At 61.5% G+C, this 20904-nt stretch carries 7 protein-coding genes (1 of these 7 running past the window's edge); 5 read left to right on the top strand and 2 right to left on the bottom strand.

Features of this window, described 5'->3' with window-relative positions; all coding sequences use genetic code 11:
* Nucleotides 1-12080 carry the 3' portion of a non-ribosomal peptide synthetase gene (locus KUIN1_RS13405; RefSeq protein WP_152092030.1) on the top strand. It extends 5701 nt beyond the left edge of the window, so only the last 12080 of its 17781 coding nucleotides appear in the window; its start codon lies beyond the left edge, outside the window; the stop codon is at nucleotides 12078-12080.
* A 117-nt stretch (nucleotides 12081-12197) separates the two neighbouring features.
* Here KUIN1_RS13405 and KUIN1_RS13410 read toward each other — a convergent pair whose 3' ends face one another.
* Nucleotides 12198-12866, bottom strand: a complete 669-nt coding sequence (locus tag KUIN1_RS13410) for a helix-turn-helix transcriptional regulator (protein ID WP_024638725.1) — start codon at nucleotides 12864-12866, stop codon at nucleotides 12198-12200.
* A 355-nt stretch (nucleotides 12867-13221) separates the two neighbouring features.
* Nucleotides 13222-14658, bottom strand: a complete 1437-nt coding sequence (locus tag KUIN1_RS13415) for a coniferyl aldehyde dehydrogenase (protein ID WP_057457524.1) — start codon at nucleotides 14656-14658, stop codon at nucleotides 13222-13224.
* A 443-nt stretch (nucleotides 14659-15101) separates the two neighbouring features.
* Here KUIN1_RS13415 and KUIN1_RS13425 point away from each other — a divergent pair, with 443 nt between their 5' ends.
* The 4 genes from KUIN1_RS13425 (at nucleotide 15102) to KUIN1_RS13440 (ending at nucleotide 20778) form a co-directional block, all read left to right on the top strand.
* Complete coding sequence (locus tag KUIN1_RS13425; protein WP_003406891.1) at nucleotides 15102-15611, top strand: sigma-70 family RNA polymerase sigma factor; 510 nt, start codon at nucleotides 15102-15104, stop codon at nucleotides 15609-15611.
* Nucleotides 15608-16573, top strand: a complete 966-nt coding sequence (locus tag KUIN1_RS13430; protein WP_011267791.1) for a FecR domain-containing protein — start codon at nucleotides 15608-15610, stop codon at nucleotides 16571-16573. Before KUIN1_RS13425 ends, KUIN1_RS13430 begins: the two co-directional genes overlap by 4 nt.
* Nucleotides 16574-16642: 69 nt before the next feature.
* Nucleotides 16643-19051 carry a TonB-dependent receptor gene (locus KUIN1_RS13435; RefSeq protein ID WP_032655991.1) on the top strand — a complete coding sequence of 803 codons (2409 nt, stop codon included), beginning with the start codon at nucleotides 16643-16645 and terminating at the stop codon, nucleotides 19049-19051.
* Between the two features lie 350 nt (nucleotides 19052-19401).
* A complete protein-coding gene (locus KUIN1_RS13440; RefSeq protein WP_011267793.1) occupies nucleotides 19402-20778 on the top strand; it encodes a diaminobutyrate--2-oxoglutarate transaminase in 1377 nt (458 codons plus the stop codon).
* The last annotated feature ends 126 nt before the right edge of the window (nucleotides 20779-20904 follow it).

The following is a 20904-nucleotide window of genomic DNA, read 5'->3' on the forward strand; positions in this document are numbered from 1 at the left end:
CCGGAGACGCCCAGCGCCTCGGCGCCAGCCCGATTGGCAGGCGCATTCCCGATTTGCAGCTGTATGTTCTCGATGCCCGCGGCGAGCCGGTGCCGATGGGCGTGGTTGGCGAGCTGTATGTCGGCGGTGCCGGTGTGGCGCGGGGCTACCTGCACCGTGAAGCACTGACGGCTGAACGCTTTCTCGACAACCCGTTCAGCCACGCCCCGAATGCGCGGATGTACCGTACCGGTGACCTGGGCCGCTGGCTGGCCGATGGCAGCCTGGAATACATGGGCCGTAATGACGAACAGGTCAAGATTCGCGGTTTCCGTATCGAACTGGGTGAAATCGCAGCGCGCCTCAATGATCATCCAGATGTTCTCGACGCCGTGGTAGTGGCACGCGAGGATGTGCCGGGAGACAAACGACTGGTTGGCTATTACACCTCGGCTGAAGATAAAGCCGGGCTGGATATCGAACAGTTGCGTGCCTGGCTGTCGGGCCTGCTGCCCGAATACATGGTGCCTGCCGCCTATGTACGGCTGGCCAGCCTGCCGGTGACGGCGAACGGCAAACTGGACCGCAAAAGCCTGCCGGCACCGGACCGCGACAGCATCGCCAGCCGGGCCTATGAAGCGCCGCAAGGACCGATCGAAATCGCTCTGGCAAGCTTGTGGGCCGAGCTGTTGCATGTGGAGCAGGTCGGTCGTCAGGATAATTTCTTTGAACTGGGCGGCCACTCGCTGCTGGCCGTGACCCTGATTGCGCGTATGCGTCGTCTGGACATGCGTGCGGACATTCGCGTTCTGTTTGTCCAGCCAACGCTGGCGGCGCTGGCCGAGGCTGTCGGTGGCGACACTGAAATCAATGTGCCGGCCAACCTGATCGATGCGCACTGCCAGCGCATCACCCCTGAACTGCTGCCCCTGGTGGCGCTGGATCAGCCCGCCATTGAGCGTATCGTGGCGCGGGTGCCGGGCGGTGCCGCGAATGTGCAGGATATCTACCCGCTGGGCCCGTTGCAGACCGGTATTCTTTATCACCACCTGACCGCCGGGGACCGCGATCCTTATCTGTTGCAGCCGCAGTTCGCCTTCGCCGACGCCTCGCGTCTCGAGGCTTTTTGCCATGCCTTGCAGCGGGTGATCGAGCGCAACGATATTCTGCGCACCGGGTTGTTCTGGGAAGGTTTGCAAGCACCGGTACAAGTGGTCTGGCGTCAGGCGCCGCTGCGGGTTGAAGAGACAGCCTTGCAAGACCTGTTCAATGCGCCGCGCATGGACCTGACGCAGGCGCCGCTGCTGCAGCTGGTCTATGCCCATGATCCGGCCAATCAAAGGATCGCAGCGGTGCTGCGCTACCACCATGTGATCATGGACCACATCGCCCTTGATGTATTGAGTCATGAGTTGCAGGCCATCCTGCTGAACAACGAAGCTCAGCTTGCAGCGCCCGTGCCTTACCGAAACTACATCGCCCACGTTGTGCAAGGGCCTGGCGAAGACGCCCATGAAGCGTTCTTCCGCGAGCAGTTGGGCGATATCGATGAGCCGACCTTGCCTTACGGCCTGGCCATGGCATCCGCCGAGCAGATTCCTGGCGATGCCCGACTCACGCTGGACCGCGACCTGTGCCGGCAGATCCGCGATCAGGCAAGACAATTGAGTGTCAGTGCCGCCACCTTGATGCACCTGGCCTGGGCGAAGGTACTGGGCCAGTTGTCCGGGCGTGACAGCGTGGTATTCGGCACCGTGCTGCTTGGACGCCTGCGCGGCGGTGAAGGGGGCGAGCGCGCCTTGGGGGTGTTCATCAATACCTTGCCATTGCGCATGGATCTGGGCGGGCATTGCGCGCGCAGTGCGGTGCTCGACCTTCATGGTCGTCTGGTCGGGATGCTCGCCCACGAGCACGCTCAGTTGGCTCTGACCCAGCGCTGCAGTGCCTTGCCGGCTGGCGCGCCACTGTTCAATACGCTGCTCAATTACCGCCACAGCGCTGTGCCTGAGGTCGATGACCAGGCGAACAACACGGCATGGCAAGGGATTGAGGTCGTGCACGCAGAGGAGCGCAGTAACTACCCGCTGACCTTGAGTATCGATGACTTCGGCGATAGTTTCAGCCTGACAGCCCAGGCTGCGCCGGGTATTGATCCGCAACGGATTTGCGCCTACGTGCAACAAGCCCTTGTCCATCTGGTGCAGGCCCTGGAGCAGCAATCGGCAACAGCGCTGATCGAATCATCGGTGCTGCCGGAGGCAGAACGCGAGCGTCTGTTGGTCTCGTTCAACGATACCCGGCGTGACTACCCACGCGGGCAGCCCGTGCACCGTCTGTTCGAGCGTCGCGCCGCGCTGCATCCGCATGCAGTGGCGGCCGTGCATGGCCGTCGCTCACTCACTTATGGTGAGTTGAACGAACGCGCCAACCACTTGGCTCACTACCTGCTGGGACAAGGTGTGCGGCCCAACGAGCATGTGGCGATTCTGCTGCCGCGCTCACTGGAACTGCTGATCAGCCAGTTGGCGATCGGCAAATGCGCAGCGACCTACGTGCCACTGGACGTCAATGCGCCTGCCGAACGCCAGCATTACATGCTCGATGATTGCCAGGCGAAATGTGTGCTGACACAGAGCGCTACCTCGCTGGGCTCGACGGTGCAACGCATCGATCTGGACCAGTTGAACCTTGACGACCAGCCTGCGCATGATCCGGGTCTGCCTCAGGCGTCCGACACCGCGGCTTACGTCATGTACACCTCCGGCTCAACGGGGGCCCCGAAAGGCGTACGCGTGGCCCATCGCGGCATTGCCAGGCTGGTGTTGAACAACGGTTATGCCGACTTCAACGAGCAGGACAGCATCGCTTTTGCCTCCAACCCGGCGTTCGATGCCAGCACCATGGAAGTCTGGGGTGCCTTGCTCAACGGTGGACAGCTGCTGGTGATCGAGCACACCACGCTGATCGACCCGATGCGTTTCAGCGCGGCCCTGCGTCACGGCAATGTCAGCGTGCTGTTCTTGACCAGCGCACTGTTCAATCAGTACGTGCAACTGATCCCCGAGGCACTCAGCGGTCTTCGGCTGTTGCTTTCCGGCGGTGAGCGCGCCGATCCGGCGAGCTTCCGCATGCTGCTTGCCCAGGCTCCGGGCCTGCACCTGTTGAACGCATACGGCCCCACGGAAACGACCACCTTCGCGACAGCCTGCGAAGTCCGAGCGCTGGCCGATCACGCCGAGTCGGTTCCGATCGGCAGACCTATCGGTAACACGACGGTCTACGTACTCGACGCTCATCAGCGCCTGACACCGTTGGGGGCGATTGGCGAGCTTTACATTGGCGGCGATGGTGTGGCGCTCGGTTATCTGAATCGCCCGGACCTGACGGCAGAGAAGTTTATTGCCGACCCGTTCAGCGATCAGCCTGGCGCGATGCTGTACCGCACTGGCGATCTGGGCCGCTGGCTGGAGGACGGCCAGCTGGAATGCCTGGGGCGCAACGACGATCAAGTGAAAATCCGCGGTTTCCGTATCGAACTGGGCGAGATCGTCAATTGCCTGCACCAGTTGCCGGGTATCAGGGAGGCTGTTGTTCTGGCGCGCGAGGATGAGCCGGGGCAGGTGCGTCTGGTTGCCTATTTCACCAGTCGACTGGACGCCGAGGCACCTGCACCCGAGCAAATGCGTGCTCACTTGCAGGCTAACCTGCCGGAATACATGGTGCCTGGGGCCTTTGTCGAGCTGACCGCTTTGCCGTTGACGGCCAACGGCAAGCTGGACAGCCGTGCGCTGCCCAAACCGGATCACTCGTCGCTGTTGGGGCTGGCCTACGAGCCACCGCAGGGCGAGATTGAAATCGCTCTGGCGCAGATCTGGGCTGAAGTGCTGCAGCTCGAGCGGGTCGGTCGTCACGATCACTTTTTCGATCTGGGCGGGCATTCCCTGCTGGCCATGCGCATGGTGTCGCAGGTGCGTCAGCAGATGGGCATGGAGTTGCCATTGGGCGAACTCTTCGCGCTGGGCGAACTGGCAGCCGTGGCCAGTGCGCTGGCTGGTGCCGGACGCAGTGAGCTGTCAATGATCCTGCCTGCGCCACGTGATCAGTCGCTACCGCTGTCGTTTGCCCAGCAGCGTTTGTGGTTTCTGGCACAAATGGAGGGCGGCAATCAGGCTTACAACATCCCGCTGGCCCTCAGTCTGCAAGGATCGCTGGATGTGCCTGCACTGACAGCAGCGCTTGGGCGGATCGTCGAGCGCCACGAAACCCTGCGCAGCCGCTTCATTGCCCGCGAGGAGGGGGCTGAAGTCGTGTTCACAGCTCCGACAGCCATGTCGTTCCTGCACATCGAAGACCTGCGTCAAAACCCGCAAACCCTGGCCGAACGCGTTGCAGCAGAGGCCACCGCAGCGTTTGATCTGACGCGGGGACCGCTGATCCGTGGCTGCCTGCTGCAGGTGGAAGACGCGCGGCACGTGTTGTTGCTGACCGTGCACCACATCGTCTCCGACGGCTGGTCGATGGGCGTGCTGACCCGCGAACTGCATGCGTTGTATCCAGCGCTGCGCCGTGGCGAGGCCGATCCACTGCCAGCGCTGAGCATTCAATACGCCGACTATGCGGTCTGGCAGCAGGGCTGGATGAGCGGTGAGCGCCTGCAACACCAGGCGGCCTACTGGCGGCAGGCGCTGGAAGGCGCACCGACACTGCTGACCCTGCCAGCCGACCGGCCGCGTCCGGCGCAGCAGGATTTCGCCGGTGCCAGCCTCAATGTACGGCTGGATGGGCAACTGACTGCCGGCCTGCGTGCGCTGGCTCAGCGGCAAGGTGTCACGCTGTACATGACCTTGCTGACTGCGTGGGGCGCACTGCTGGCGCGGCTTTCAGGTCAGGCCGAGGTGGTGGTCGGCAGCCCGATCGCGGGCCGTGGTCGCGCCGAGCTGGAAGGGCTGATCGGCCTGTTCGTCAACACGCTGGCCATACGCATCGACACGGCATCGGCACCCACCGGTGAGGCGCTGCTGGCACAGGTCAGGACGCGCGTACTGGAGGCTCAGGACCATCAGGACCTGCCGTTCGAGCAGGTGGTGGAAATCGTCCGCCCGACACGCAGCCTGGCCCATGGCCCACTGTTCCAGACAACGCTCAACTGGCTGGCCGGGGAAACTACCTTACCGGAGATGGACGGGTTGTCGCTGGCGACGGTCGAACAGCAGAGTCAGGTCTCCAAGTTCGATCTGTCGCTTAACCTCGGCGAACAGGGTGATGCCTTGTTCGGTACGCTGGACTACGCCACTGCGCTGTTCGACGAGACAACGGTGCAGCGCTATTGCGGCTATTTCGAACAGTTGCTGCGCACGCTGGTGAATAACCAGCAGGTGGTGCTCGCTGATATACCGCTGGTGGGCCTGCAGGAGCGCGAGTATCTGCTCGAAAGCCTCAACGCCAGCGCGGTGAGTCTGCCGCAAGGTCAGACCATTCATGCCCTGATAGAAGCACGCGCCGAAGGCATGCCCGAAGCCTTTGCCGCCAGGGTCGGCGAGCAGTCACTGAGCTACGCACAGATGAACCGTCAGGCCAACAGCCTTGCCCATCATCTGATCAGCCTGGGCGTGCGCCCGGATGATCGCGTCGCGGTCGTCGCGCGCCGTGGGCTGGACACGCTGGTGAGCCTGCTGGCCGTGCTCAAGTCCGGTGCCTGCTATGTGCCGGTGGATCCGGCGCACCCCGATGAGCGCATAAACTATCTGCTGGCCGACAGCGCGCCAGTAGTGGTGCTCGCTGAACAGGCTTTCATGGCGCGCCTGCCTGCACTGAAGGTGCCGTTGCTCGCGCTTGATCGATCTCAATGGCCTGAAAAACCGGCAAATCCGCTGGTATCGGGCCAGACGCCCGGCGATCTGGCGTATGTGATTTACACCTCCGGCTCGACCGGACAACCGAAAGGCGTGATGGTCGAACACCGCACGCTGGCCAATCTCGTCCACTGGCATTGCCAGGCGTTCGCTTTGCACGCCGGCAGCCACACGGCCACTGTGGCCGGCTTCGGTTTTGACGCGATGGCCTGGGAAATCTGGCCGGCGCTCTGTGCAGGGGCAACGCTGCACATCCCGCCAGCGGAGATCAGCAACGAACAGCTCGACCTGCTGCTCGACTGGTGGCTCGCGCAGCCGCTGCAGGTGGCGTTTTTGCCGACACCGGTGGCCGAATATGCGTTCAGCCGCGAGCTCTACCACCCGACGCTGCACACGCTGCTGATCGGCGGCGATCGCCTGCGGCAGTTCCACCGTGAGCCGGGTTTTGCCGTGATCAACAACTATGGCCCGACCGAAACCACGGTGGTCGCGACCTCCGGTCGTCTGTTGCCTGATGGCAGCCTCGACATCGGCAAGCCGATCGCCAACACCCGCGTGTACCTGCTGGATGATCAGCAGCAACTGGTGCCGACCGGTGTTGCCGGCGAGCTGTACATCGGTGGTGAAGGCGTGGCGCGGGGTTATCTGAATCAGCCGCAACTCACTGCCGAACGCTTCCTCAGTGACCCGTTTTGCGATAACCCGCAGGCGCGCATGTACCGCACCGGCGATCTGGCGCGCTGGAATGCCGACGGCACGCTGGACTACCTGGGACGTAACGACGATCAGGTGAAAGTCCGCGGTATGCGCATCGAACTGGGCGAAATCGAGGCGCAACTGACCTCGTTGCCAGGTATCGAGGAGTCGCTGGTGGTGGCGCGCGAGGACGAACCTGGACAGTCACGTCTGGTGGCGTACTTCATTGAGCAAGGCCCGCGCTCGGCCCTTGATATCGCCAGGCTACGTGCCGACCTGCTGGACCGTCTGCCGGGCTACATGGTGCCGAGTGCGTTCGTGCGCCTCGATGCCTGGCCATTGACCGCCAACGGCAAGGTCGATCGACGTGCCTTGCCGGTGCCGGATCGCGACGCCATGCCAGGGCGTGAATACGAGCCGCCGCAAGGCGAGCTGGAAATGGCCCTGGCCGACATCTGGAGCGATTTGCTGCAAGTCGAGCAGGTAGGGCGCACCGATCACTTCTTCGAACTCGGCGGCCATTCGCTGCTCGCCGTTACTCTGATCGCACGCATGCGTCGCCGTGGCATGGATGCCGATATCCGCGTGTTGTTTGCCCAGCCGACCCTGGCCGCCTTGGCACGCGCCGTTGGCAGCGGCGCTCAGGTGAAGATTCCGGCCAACCTGATCGGTGCGGATTGCACGTCAATCACCCCGGACCTGTTGCCGTTGGTGAAACTGGATCAGGCAGGTATCGATCGCGTTGTCGCCAGCGTGACCGGCGGTGCGAGCAATATTCAGGACATCTACCCGCTGGGGCCTTTGCAGGCGGGTATTTTCTATCACTACCTGTCCGCCGCCGAGGATGATCCCTATCGCTTGCAAGCACGCTTCGCCTTTGCCGACCGCTCGCGACTGGAGGCCTTCAGCCAGGCGCTGCAACAGGTCATCGCCCGCAACGACGTGTTGCGGACTTCACTGTGCTGGGAAGGCCTGGAAACGCCGGTGCAAGTGGTCTGGCGACATGCCGATCTGCCGGTGATCGAGGTACCGCTGGCGGCGCTGGATAATCCCGAGCCGCTGGAACTTGTACGAGCACCGCTGCTGAGGCTGATTCACGCCGATGACCCGGACAACGGGCGTATCGTCGCGCTCCTGCTGTTCCATCACTTGATCATGGACCACGTTGCCCTGGACCTGCTGAGCCAGGAATTGCAGGCGGTGCTGCTCGATCAGGCAGCGCAACTGCCTGCGCCAGTGCCTTACCGCAACTACATCGCGCAGACCTTGCTGGGGGCGGGTGACGATGCGCATGAAACGTTCTTCCGCGAGCAATTGGGCGATCTGGATGAGCCGACCCTGGCGTATGCCCAGACCTGGTTGCCAGGGCCGGAGGTTGCAGGCGAGGCCCGACTGCGTCTGGATGCGGACCTGAGCAGGCGGTTGCGTCATCAGGTGCGGCAGCTGGGTGTCAGTCCTGCCAGCCTGATGCACCTGGCCTGGGCTCAGGTACTGGGCCGATTGTCCGGGCGTGACAGCGTGGTGTTCGGCACCGTACTGCTGGGGCGCTTGAACGGCAGCGAGGGCGCCGACCGCACGCTCGGGGTGTTCATCAACACCTTGCCGTTGCGCATCGACCTGGCCGATCAGAGTGCACGCGATGCTCTGTCCCAGACCCACCGCCGCCTGACCGGATTGCTTGCCCACGAACAGGCTTCTCTGGCAATCGCGCAGCGTTGCAGCGCATTGCCTGCAGGCGCACCGTTGTTCAGTGCACTGTTGAACTACCGCCATAGCGCGGTGCCCGGTGAGGCAAACGAGGCTGCCGGCAAAGCCTGGCAGGGCATTGAGCTGTTGCAGTCGGGCGAGCGCAGCAGCTATCCGTTGACGCTCAGCGTCGATGATCTGGGCGAGGCGTTCGACCTGACTGCGCTGACCTCGAAAGGCATCGATGCCCGACGTGTTTGTGCGTATCTTGCCTGCGCCGTGGAGGGGCTGGTCGACGTCCTTGAACAGGCACCTTCGGAACCGATTCAGGCACTGAATATTCTGCCCGGCACCGAGCGAACCGAACTGCTCGATGGCTTCAATGCCGATCGCCTTACGGCGGAGTGCCCGCTGCCGGTTCATCTACGTATCGAACAGCAGGCGTTTGATCAGCCGAACGCATTGGCCGCTCAGGCGGGCGATCAGCATTTGAGCTATGGCGAGTTGAACGCCCGTGCCAACGCATTGGCCCATCACCTGATCGGGCTGGGCGTACGTCCTGACGACCGGGTGGCGGTGGTCGCGCGGCGCGGTCTGGAGACCCTGACAGGTCTGCTGGCAGTGCTCAAAGCCGGGGCGTGCTACGTACCGGTCGATCCGGGCCATCCGGATGAACGCATCAGCTACCTGCTGGAGAACAGCACACCCGTGGTGGTGTTGGCTCAATTCGACCTGCTGACACGTCTGCCCGAACTGCAGGTGCCGGTGATCGCGCTTGATCGCCCGGATTGGTCACAGCGCACCGACAACCCGTCCGTGCCGGAAATGACCACGCAGCATCTGGCTTACGTGATTTACACCTCGGGGTCCACCGGGCTGCCCAAGGGCGTGATGGTCGAGCACCGCACGCTGAACAATCTGGTGGATTGGCACTGTGAAGCCTTCAACCTGCGTGCCGGCAGTCATACCGCCAGCGTTGCCGGGTTCGGTTTCGACGCCATGGCCTGGGAAGTCTGGCCTGCGCTGTGTGCCGGTGCGGTGCTGCACCTGCCGCCTGCGGAGATTGGCAACGAACAGCTCGATGTGCTGCTCGACTGGTGGCTGGCCCAGCCGCTGCAGGTGGCGTTTCTGCCGACCCCGGTGGCCGAATATGCCTTCAGCCGTGAATTACACCACCCGACGCTGCAGACCCTGTTGATTGGCGGTGATCGCTTGCGTCATTTCAACCGTGATCCCGGTTTTGCCGTGGTCAACAACTACGGCCCGACAGAGACCACGGTGGTGGCCAGCTCTGGCCGGATGCAGCCAGGCAAGGTGTTGCACATCGGCAAGCCGGTTACCCATGCCCGACTGTACGTACTGGATTCGCGTGGCCAGCCCGTGCCACTCGGGGTGCCCGGCGAGTTGTACATCGGCGGCGCTGGCGTGGCTCGTGGCTATCTCAACCGTGCGGACCTGACCGCAGAACGCTTCCTCGACGATCCGTTCAGCGACAGGCCCGGTGCACGGATGTATCGCTCCGGCGATCTGGTGCGCTGGCTGTCCGACGGGACGCTTGAATACCTGGGCCGCAACGATGATCAGGTGAAGATCCGTGGCGTGCGTATCGAGCCGGGCGAGATCGAACAGCACCTGGCGCAATGCCCAGGCGTCGGCGAAGCAGTCGTGACCACCCAGCGTCTGGACGATGGCACGTTGCGTCTGGTGGGTTACTTCACCCGTCGTAACGCGTCGCTCGACAGTGCCGCCTTGCGTGCGCATCTGTTGGGGCAACTCCCGGAGTACATGGTGCCTGCGGTGTTTGTAGGCCTTGATGCGCTGCCATTGACCCAGAACGGCAAAGTCGACCGCAAGGCGTTGCCTGCGCCGGATCTGGCCGCACTGGCGAACCTCGCTTACCAGGCGCCTTCAACTGCTCTGGAAGAGCGCCTGGCGGACTTGTGGGCCGAGGTTCTTGAAGTCGGGAAGATCGGCAGGCACGACAGCTTCTTCGAACTGGGCGGCCATTCGCTGTCGGCCATCCGTCTGGTCAGCCTGCTGCAAAAAGCCGGCGTGTCACTGACGCTGGCCGAGCTGTTCCAGCACCCTAGCGTTGCAGCGCTGGCCGGATTGCTCGATCAGCGTCCAGGGTCGCCGGATGCGGCTCGCGAGGTGATCACAGTGCGCGCCGGTGGCAGCGAATCACCGTTGTTTCTGCTTCACGACTTCACCGGGCTGGATGCTTATTTTCCGGTGCTTGGGCAACATCTGCAGGGCGACTTTCCGATTTACGGCTTGCCGGGCATTGGCCTTGGGCAGCAGCAATTACGCACCATGGAGTGCCTGGCTGCGCGGATGGTGGAACGCATTCGTCAGGTCCAGCCGCGCGGCCCGTATCGACTGGCCGGCTGGTCGTTTGGCGGGGTTCTGGCCTACGAAGTGGCTACTCAACTGCTGGGCATGGACGAGGCCGTGACATTCCTCGGCCTGATCGACAGCTATGTGCCACGCCTGACCGATCAGGGCAAGGCGCGCTGGCAAGGACCTGACTTGCTTGAGCGGCAACTGCTCTCGCATTGCACTGCGCACTGGCAGGCCCAGGCAGGTGAGGGCGCTGCGAAGTTGGCACTTCTGAACTCATTCAGCGAACAAGCGCCGCTGCCGGACTTCGCGACGCTGTTGCAACTGTGCCGTGACGAAGGCCTGTTGTACGAGGAACTGGCGCTGGCGAGCGATCAGCAATTGCACCATTACCTGGACCGGGAAGTGGCGCATGGTCAGGCCCTGGCGCATTACCAGCTGGAACCGCTCAGTCTGCCGATTCACCTGTTCCGCGCCGAACAGCGTCCAATGGCGCCGATCGCAAGCAGTTCGACTCTGGGCTGGGGTGAGATTCTCTCCAGAAATCAACTGCAGTGCGTCGATGTCCCGGGGGACCATATGACGATGATGCAGGCACCGCACGTGGCCGTGCTTGGTCTGAGCATCGTTCAGGCGTTGCACAGCGCGCCTGCCACGCCACCGCCAACGCCGGCTCATCAGTCGCTGCTGGCCATCCAGAGTGGGCGTGACGGGCATGCCCCCGTGTTTTGCGTACCCGGAGCCGGTGACAGCGTCACCAGTTTCATTGGCCTGGCCGAGGCGCTGGGGCCGGACTGGCCGATCCACGGCCTGCAACCGCGCGGCCTGGACGGTCGCAGTGTTCCGCACAGCCGGGTGGAAGCGGCAGCGCAGAGCCATGTGCAGGCCATCGAAGCGCTGTATCCGAAAGGCCCGCTGCATCTGGTCGGGCATTCTTTCGGCGGCTGGGCGGCGCACGCCATGGCGGTCAAACTGCAGGCCCGTGGCCGCGAGGTTGTCTCGTTGACCCTGATCGACAGCGAGGCGCCTGGCGGTGAGGGCCTGGACGGCAAACCTTATACCGCCACCGCCGTGCTGGAACGCCTGATCGAGGCGTTGCAGTTGTCCAGCGGACGAAGCCTGGAGCTCGACCCGCTGGCGTTTGCCGACAGGGATACGGTCACGCAAATGCACCTGCTTCAGCAGGCCATGGTGCGCGTCGGGTTATTGCCGCCACGCCTGGCGGCACAGGCCCTGCAAGGGATTGTCCGCACGTTTGCCAGCGCCTTGCGCACGGTCTATCGACCTGAGCCGGGAGGCTACAGCGGCAGGGCAAGTCTGGTCCTGGTGAATGACCCGCAACTGGATGCGCTGGACAATCAACTTGAGCATGCCGCTTGCGCAAGCCAATGGCAGCACTTGCTGCCGCAGCTTTCACTCTGGCAAGGGTCGGGCAACCACTTCAGCGTCCTGAAAGCGCCGGACGTCTACAGCCTGGCAGCCTGGTGGTACGACGGATTGGCAGTGGGTGTGGGGGAAACGCAATGAGTCGGGGGCTATTGATCAAGCGTTACTGCAAACGCAAGGAGGTCTTGCGTCGCAGGCGGTGAGGGTGGATCCGGGAGGGGCGATCGGTATCGCCCCGTCCTTTGCATCAACTGGCGGTCAGCAGGTTGAAAAAACGCCCGCTGATGAGCCATACATCCAGCGCATCAGTGAATTGCGACCGCTGATGCCCAGCTTGATCGCCGCGCGGCGCTGGTAACTGCCCACGGTATTGACCTTGAGTGCGAGTCGCTCGGCCTGCTCAAGCGCGGTATGGCCGGCGAGCAGCCCCAGGCACACTTGGGTTTCGCGTTCGGACAACGTCAACCCTGTTTCACGCAGTCGTTCCTGAAAGCGCTTTTCAATGCTTTCCGGCTTTTTATGCTCGATGCCGGGCATTGCCGATTGCAGGGCATTGACATGTTTTTCAAGTATCGAAAACAGCAGAGGGGAAATGTCGCCCAGCTGTCGGCGTTCCTTTTCTGAAAATTCATGCGCGGGAAGCGCCCGAAATACAGTTATTTTACAACTAAAGCTTTCCGAGGCCTGATCAGGGTAAAGATGAATCGAGTCACTGAGCAACAGCGTGCCCCGTGATGACGTCACCGTCTCGTTAAAGACCGTCGGTGCAGAGGCGGGTGGCGTTTGCCAGGGCTGTGGCAGTGAGGAGAGGTGCGTGGCATCTACCGCAAGCTGAGTATCGATCAACTTGTGGAACATGCTGGAAAAATTCCCGCTACCGATGCTGGCTATGGCCCTGCCGATCTGCGGAAGTAGTGTGTTAGGCATGTAGTCATCCATGAGTTTAAAACTGCTGACAATGGTGTAGACGCTGTAAGCATGGCGCGGTCACATCAACCTGCTGTTGGCGTTTGCGCCACGAAAACAGCGTTAGATGCCCGCTAGAGCATCTCCAGTGAAGTACAGCAAAGCGTATCGCCCTGAGGTTACCTAAATACTTCACTATCAGAAAGAGTGATGGTCATCGGTCGGACGGCGGGCAAGGAGGTCGCAGAAATGGTGGGGCGAACCCGCGTTAACTCGTGGTGCCTGATGTTGTTACGGGAAGTAGAGAGATAAAAATATCCCCACACATGTGCATCTAAAGTTGCAACATGGCGGGGAAATAGCGTTTGGCAAGCGTCTATTTTCCGATCATGAACCGGGTGACCAGGCGCGTAAGCCGTCCGTAAGGTGCCGAGACCTTGTCGGACATGTTGAAACGTCCGAGCTTGAGAACGCCGCGGGCGTGGGACAGACGAACGAAGCCTTCGTAGCCGTGATAGGCCCCGGTGCCGCTGTCGCCGACACCGCCAAAGGGCAGGTCATCCTGCGTCGCGTGCAGCATGGTGCCATTGATGGTCACGCCGCCGGACTGCGTGCGGTTCAGCACCCGCTCCACAGAGGTTTGATCGTTGGAAAAGCAATAAAGGGCCAGCGGTGCCGGACGCGCGTTGATAAAAGCGATGGCTTCATCCAGCGACTCATACGCGAGGATCGGCAGCAGCGGCCCGAAAATCTCTTCGCCCATGACATCCGCTTTCAGGGACACCTGCGTGAGTGCCATCGGTGCGATCTTGCGTTCGCCCGCCGTCGCAGGCGCATTGTGTTGCCATGCCTTGGCACCCGTTGCCACGGCCTGACTGGCCATCGCCATAAGCCGGTCGTAGTGGCGCTGGGAAATAATCGAGGTGTAGTCCGGATTGCCATCGAGGGTCGGGTAGAGTTTTTCCGCTGCAGCCAGCCACTCGCTGGCAAAGCTGTCCACGTGTTCGCGCGGGACAAGGACATAGTCAGGTGCTACGCAGGTCTGACCGGCGTTGAACAGTTTGCCGATAGCGATCATCCGCGCGGCTTTGCTGATCGAAAAGTCGTCGCACACCACGACCGGCGATTTGCCGCCCAGCTCCAGAGTGACCGGTGTCAGGTTGCGCGCGGCCGCCGCCATGACCTGGCGACCCACGTGGGTCGAGCCGGTAAACAGCAGATGGTCAAAAGGCAGCTCACTGAACCGGCCCGCCAGCGTGGCGTCGCCAGTGACTACTGTTACCTGCTCGGCAGGGAAGGTTTCGCCCAGCAACTGCCTGAGCAGCTCGCAAGTCCTGGGTGTCAGCTCCGAAGGCTTGATCATCACCCGATTGCCGGCAGCCAGCGCCTCTATCAACGGCACCAGCGTCAGCGTCAGCGGATAGTTCCACGGAGCCAGAATGCCGACGACGCCCAGCGGCTGATACACGACCCGGGCCGTGGCCGGTCTGAAAACAATACCCGCCTTGCGCCGGGAGGGGCGCATCCACGCCTTGAGGTGCGAGCGGATGTGCTTGATGCCATTGATCACCGGCATCAATTCGCCGAGCCGTGTTTCGTCGAACGAGCGGTTGCCGAAGTCTGCGCTGACCGCCTCGAGCAACCTGTCCTGATTATCGCTGACCATGCGCAGAACGGCGTTGAGGTCTGCGATTCGTTGATCGTAGGAAGGCGCGCCCTGAGCGCGGAATGCAGCCTGCTGCGCCTCGAGCAGCTCGGTTAGCCTGGCCGCGTGAAACGTCGTATCTGGCGGAACCGTGGCGGGTTGATTCATGACGCTGCTCCTGTGGCTGCGTGTTTTTTATAGGGGCTGCATGATGACGATGGGCCAGAGGGCGTGTGCGTATTGCGGCCCAAGGACTTCAAGCAACTGTCGGGTGAACGTTGGCCCTCGGTAGAAAGCGAGTCGCATGCAAAAATCCTCAACGCCACCAGCCGTGGCAAACCTGAATAAAGCGTCAGGGCTGTCTGCTAATCGGCCACAATCCGACTTTACGTCACAAGGGATACAAACAGGACACGCAGGGCGCCTTTTCAGCGCTCATTTGTCGTCCGGGTGAATCACCCGGATGCTGCGCGGATCAACGTGTTGCGGGCTGACAGCCCCGATTTCACGCAGTGGCGATGGGCTTTTTAAAAAAAAGAGCGTGGACTCGGGATATAACACTAATTAGAATCAGTCTCATTTGGCGCATCCCATCGCTCAAGGCTTTTGACATGACTGACGCAGCGACGCTATCACAGCAGACCTTGCATTCCCTGTACCGCGATCATCATGGCTGGCTGGAAAGCTGGCTGCGCAGACGCATGGGCAATGCCTGGGATGCTGCGGACCTGAGTCAGGATACGTTTCTGCGCGTGCTGTCCAGCTCCCAGCAGATCGCCGATATGCAGGAGCCGCGTGCCTATCTGCTGACAGTGGGCAAGCGCCTGCTCAGTAATTTCTACACTCGTCGCAGCCTTGAACAGGCTTATCTGGAAGCGCTGGCGCAGTTGCCTGAAGAAAGCGTGCCGTCGCCGGAGCAGCGCTGGTTGCTGCTGGAAACCCTGCAGGCGCTGGACGAGCTGCTCGATGGCCTGTCGGCAGTGGTGCGCCGGGCGTTTCTCTGGAGTCAGCTCGAGGGGCTGGGCTATCGGGAAATCGCTGAACGCCTGAGTGTTTCCGAACGCACCGTCAAACGCTATATGGCACAAGCCTACGAGCACTGTCTGTTGGTGGACTGGTGATTCGCCCGGCACCTTCGAACGAAGAACGCGAGGTAGTACGCAAAGCGGCGCAGTGGCTGGCGCTTCTCGAGTCCGGTGGTGCCAGCGAGGAAGATCACGCCATGCTGCAACACTGGCGTGACAGCTCCGCCAGTCATGAGCGCGCCTGGCAAAAGGCCCAGCAGTTGCGTCAACGTTTTTTCGGTCTGCCTGCCAACCTGGCCATGGCGACGCTGGATCGCCCTGACAAGGCCAGGCGCGCGACGCTAAAAAGGGCGCTGGGCGCCGTGGCACTGGTTCCCGCGGTCTGGCTGCTGGGGCGTCAGTTGCCGCTGGAGGTCTGGCGTGCCGACCTGCAAACCGCCGTCGGCGAGCACAAGCGTCTGTCGCTGGCCGATGGCAGCACGTTGCAATTGAATACCGACAGCGCCGTAAACGTCGATATGGGCGCCCGGCGAATCACCCTTGTACGGGGCGAAATAGCCCTGAAGGTGCCTGGCAGCGCGCCGCTGACCATCCACGGTCCTTACGGGCGCATCGTGGTTGGTCGGAGCGAAGTCTGTGTGCGTCTCAATGACAGCGACTGCCGGGTTTCGGTCGTCAGCGGCACGGTGCAGCTTTATCCCCTGCGCGGGCCTGTAGTGGCCTTGAATGCGCAGCAGCAGGTCAGTTTGAAGCAGAGTGGAGTCGGTCCTGTCAGCGCCTTCGACGCCTTGCTGCCTGGCTGGCGCGACGATGTACTGACCGCGCAGAACCAGTCGCTGGGTGATTTCCTGCGCGAGCTGGGTCGCTACCGTCCGGGCCTGCTGCGCTGGGAGCCGGCGCTGGAAAACCTTCGGGTGACCGGCAGTTTCAGGCTCGACAATACCGACCGCGTGCTGTCCTTGCTGGCGGCCAGTCTGCCGGTGGACGTGCAGATGCGCACCCGTTACTGGGTGACCCTGGTGCCTCGAAAAAACATTTCGACAAAAAATAGTGCGTAGCGCTGTCCCTTTTTTTGGTCTCGCTGGTCATTCCAGATAAGTGCACAAAAAATACGAGAGCTTCCCTCTATGTCCGCAGTGTCTTCCTACCGTTTGCGTCCGCTTTTGCAGTTCAGCCTGTTGCTGACGTTGAGTTCCAGTCCGTTGTTCATCTCGACCAGTTGGGCCGACACGGCGGGCAGACGGGCCTATGAAGTGCCGGCCGGCAGCCTGAGCGCCGCGCTTACCCGTTTTGCCGGGCAGGCCGGTGTCAATCTGTCGGTAGACCCTGCGCTGGTGAATGGCCGGAACAGTTCGGGGTTGTCCGGCGAGTTCGCGGTCGAGGAAGGGTTTGCGCGTCTGCTGCAAGGTTCCGGCCTGCAATTGATACCCGTCGGGGAGCAGGCTTACACGCTGATCCCGGCACCTCAAAGCGCCAGTGCAGGTTTGCAACTCGCCCCCACGTCGATCGTTGGCGACAGCGGTGTCACGGACGGTCAGGATTACGCGGGCGGTCAGGTGGCACGCAAAGGCTCGCAAGGCATGTTGGGTTCGCGGGACTTCATGGAAACGCCATTCAGCATGACCACCTACACCAAGGACGCGGTGAAAAACCAGCAGGCCCGAACCCTTGGCGATCTGATCGCCAGTGACCCGTCGGTGCGCGCCACCAATCCCGCAGGCGGGCGCTACGAGCAGTTCACCATTCGCGGCTTCAGCCTGTTCAACAGCGACGTTTCCTACAACGGCCTGTACGGCATCCTGCCCACTTACACGATCGACATGGAAATGGCCGAACGGGTGGACATCCTCAAGGGGCCGAGCCAGTTGATCAACGGCATTTCGCCGCGAGGCAGTGTCGGCGGGGGCATCAACGTGGTCCCCAAACGCGCGACGGATAAACCGATCACCGAGCTCACCACCAGCTATGCCTCCAAGGGGCAGGTGGGTGCTGCAGTCGATGTAGCCCGTCGGTTTGGCGAAGACGACAAGTTCGGGATCCGTTTCAACGGCGTGAAGCAGTCCGGCGACACAGAATGGGATCACCAGAGCGTCGATCGTGACATGGCCGTTTTGGGCCTGGATTTCCGCGGCGATCGCCTGCGTCTGTCGACGGACATCGGGCACACCGAACGCGACACTGATGCTCCGCAGGAGCGCGTGCAGGTCGGTGCCAACGCTAAGGTGCCCAACGCCAACGATGTGCGCGACAACTATGCGCAGTCCTGGAGCAAGGCGCGTACCAAGGATACCTTCGGCGCAGTGAATGCCGAATATGACCTCAGCGACTCGGTCATGCTGTATGGCGGTGTCGGCGTGCGCAAAAGTAACCATGACTTCCTGCGCCATGCGGTATCGGTCACCAACGACGCAGGTGACTTCAGCGTTCAGCCGCGCGATTTCACCCGTGACGAAAATGTTCGCACCGCCACTGCCGGCGCTCGCAGCTGGTTCAACACCGGGCCGGTCAGCCACGAGGTCAACCTGGCTGCCAGCTATTTCTACATGGACTTTGAAAACGGTGGTGCGCGCTACGCGGCCGCGCCGAGCAATCTCTACAACCCGGTCGACACGCCGACACCCTCGAACCCGACGCGCGCCGACTCCAAGGTTTACACCGAGAACCGCTTCAGCGGTGTGGCGCTGACTGACACGCTAGGATTTTTCGAGGACCGTCTGCTGCTGACACTCGGCGCCCGCTGGCAGCGTGTCAAGGTTGATGACTGGACCGATGACGTGAAGGGCGATACCGCGTACGACGAGGAGAAGGTCTCACCGTCAGGCGGCATTCTGTACAAGGTGACCGACGACTTTTCGGTGTACGCCAACTACATGGAAGGTCTGAGCCAGGGCAAGATCGCTCCGTCGACCTCGGTGAACGAAGACCAGATCTTCCCGCCGTTCGTCAGTCGTCAGGTCGAGGTCGGCGCCAAGTATGACCTGGGGTCATTTGCCTTCACCGCCAGCGTATTCCGTATCAAGCAACCGGCCTACGAGACCAATACCGCCTCGCGTGTATTCGGCCCGAACGGCAAGCGCCGTAACGACGGTGTCGAGCTGACCATGTTCGGTGAGCCGATGAAGGGTTTCCGTCTGCTGGGCGGGGTGATGTACATCGACAGCGAACTGACCAATACCGTCAACGGCACATTCGACGGCAACCGCGCACCGGCCACCCCCAAGTACAACGTCAATCTGGGCGCCGAATGGGACGTCCCGGGCGTCAACGGCCTGACCCTGACCGGACGGGGCATCTACACCGGTTCGCAGTATCTGGATCAGGCCAATAGCAAAAGCATCGATTCATCGGAGCGTTTCGACGTAGGCGCGCGGTATGCCTTTAAGGTCGATCAGAAGGACATCACGCTGCGGGCCAATGTCGAGAACGTGATGAACAAGTACTACTGGAGTTCGGCCGGCGCGTCGGACGACAGCGAGCCGGGGCTGACTCTGTCGACACCGCGTACCTATCTGTTGTCGGCCACCATCGGTTTCTGAGTCGATACGTGACGCCCAGGGAAGGGGGTCACGTATATAGCGAACGACCGGCAGTCCTCATCGAGGGATAACCTGTGTGCAGTATTAAATAATCAACCTCAACACGGCGACACAGCAGTTTGTTATTTAGATAGGCTGTTTTGTCATAACGCCAAAATAACAAATGGCCACGCTCAATAGTGGCACATTGAGTTATACCGATTAATCCTGTCGGTATAACTGTGTGTCTTATTCATTATCAGGCGCGCAAAAAAGTTTATTTAAATTTCATCTTGTTTTTCGCAACAATGGGTTGCACTTTTAGGTAAATGATAATAATTTGCATCCGGAAATCCAGCGAGGACTCACAGATGTTGAATAATGGCTTATTGCACTCTACTACGTCGCAGAAAACCAATGCCAACTATCTGGACAGGCAGAGCAAGTTTGAATCGAATGTAAGGAGTTACCCCCGCAAGTTGCCATTGGCGATCGCCAAGGCACATGGCGTGTGGGTCACGGATGTCGAGGGCACCACGTACCTGGATTGTCTGGCCGGAGCCGGAACATTGGCACTGGGTCACAATCACGAAGCCATCATGGCCAGTCTCGACAGTTTTCTGACCTCGGGCATGCCCATGCACACCCTTGATCTGACCACTGCGGTCAAGGACGCTTTCAGCGAAACGCTGCTGAGTCTGCTGCCAGGACAGGGGCGTGATTACTGCCTGCAATTTTGCGGTCCTTCCGGGGCCGATGCGGTCGAAGCCGCGATCAAACTAGCCAAGACCGCCACCGGCCGCCATAACATCATCAGCTTTTCCGGCGCCTACCACGGCATGACCCACGGAGCCCTGGCGCTGACCGGCAACACTGCGCCAAAAAACGCCGTCGCTAATCTGATGCCCGGAGTGCAGTTCCTGCCGTATCCCCATGAATACCGTTGCCCGCTGGGCATTGGCGGCGAGGCCGGGACCGAAGCGCTGAGTTACTACTTCACCCAGTTCATCGAGGACGTGGAAAGCGGTGTGTCGCTGCCGGCGGCGGTGATTCTGGAAGCGGTGCAGGGCGAGGGCGGTGTCAATCCGGCACCTGCAGCATGGCTGCGCCAGATTCGCGAAGTCACGCGCAAGCATGGCATTCTGCTGATTCTGGATGAAGTGCAGGCCGGCTTTGGCCGTACCGGCAAGATGTTTGCCTTCGAACATGCGGGGATCGAACCCGACATCATCGTCATGTCCAAGGCGGTCGGCGGCGGTCTGCCGTTGGCCGTGCTGGGTTTCAAGCGCGAGTTCGACGCCTGGTCTCCGGGTAACCATGCCGGCACCTTTCGCGGCAACCAGATGGCCATGGCCACCGGCCTGGCGACCCTTGAAGTGCTGCAACGACAGAACCTTGCCGGCCAGGCCGCAAAACGTGGCGACTGGCTCAAGGAACAGCTCGGCCTGTTGCAGCAACGCTATCCGGCGATTGGCAATGTGCGGGGCCGCGGCCTGATGCTGGGCATCGAGATTGTCGATGAACGCAAAGCGGCGGACCGCCTCGGCAGCCTGCCGATGGACCCGGATCTGGCGGTTGCCATTCAGCAGCATTGTTTCAAACAGGGATTGTTACTTGAACGCGGCGGTCGCAATGGCAACGTCATTCGCTTATTGCCGCCATTGATCATTACTGAAGAGCAATGCCAATTGGTCATCCAGCGTTTTGAACAGGCCCTGAAGGCTGCGCTGTCCCAGCTACGTAAATGAAAGTTATGTAATAAGCAGGGCATCAACAGCACCGCATCGTGACACTGATATCACGATTGAAACAACACCGCACACAACGTTTGGCTGGGCGAACTTATCGCACCTCGACAGCTCGATTGTTGTGCC

It is taken from the genome of Pseudomonas sp. KUIN-1 (assembly GCF_009176725.1).
In the GTDB taxonomy this organism is placed as follows: Bacteria; Pseudomonadota; Gammaproteobacteria; order Pseudomonadales; family Pseudomonadaceae; genus Aquipseudomonas; species Aquipseudomonas fragariae.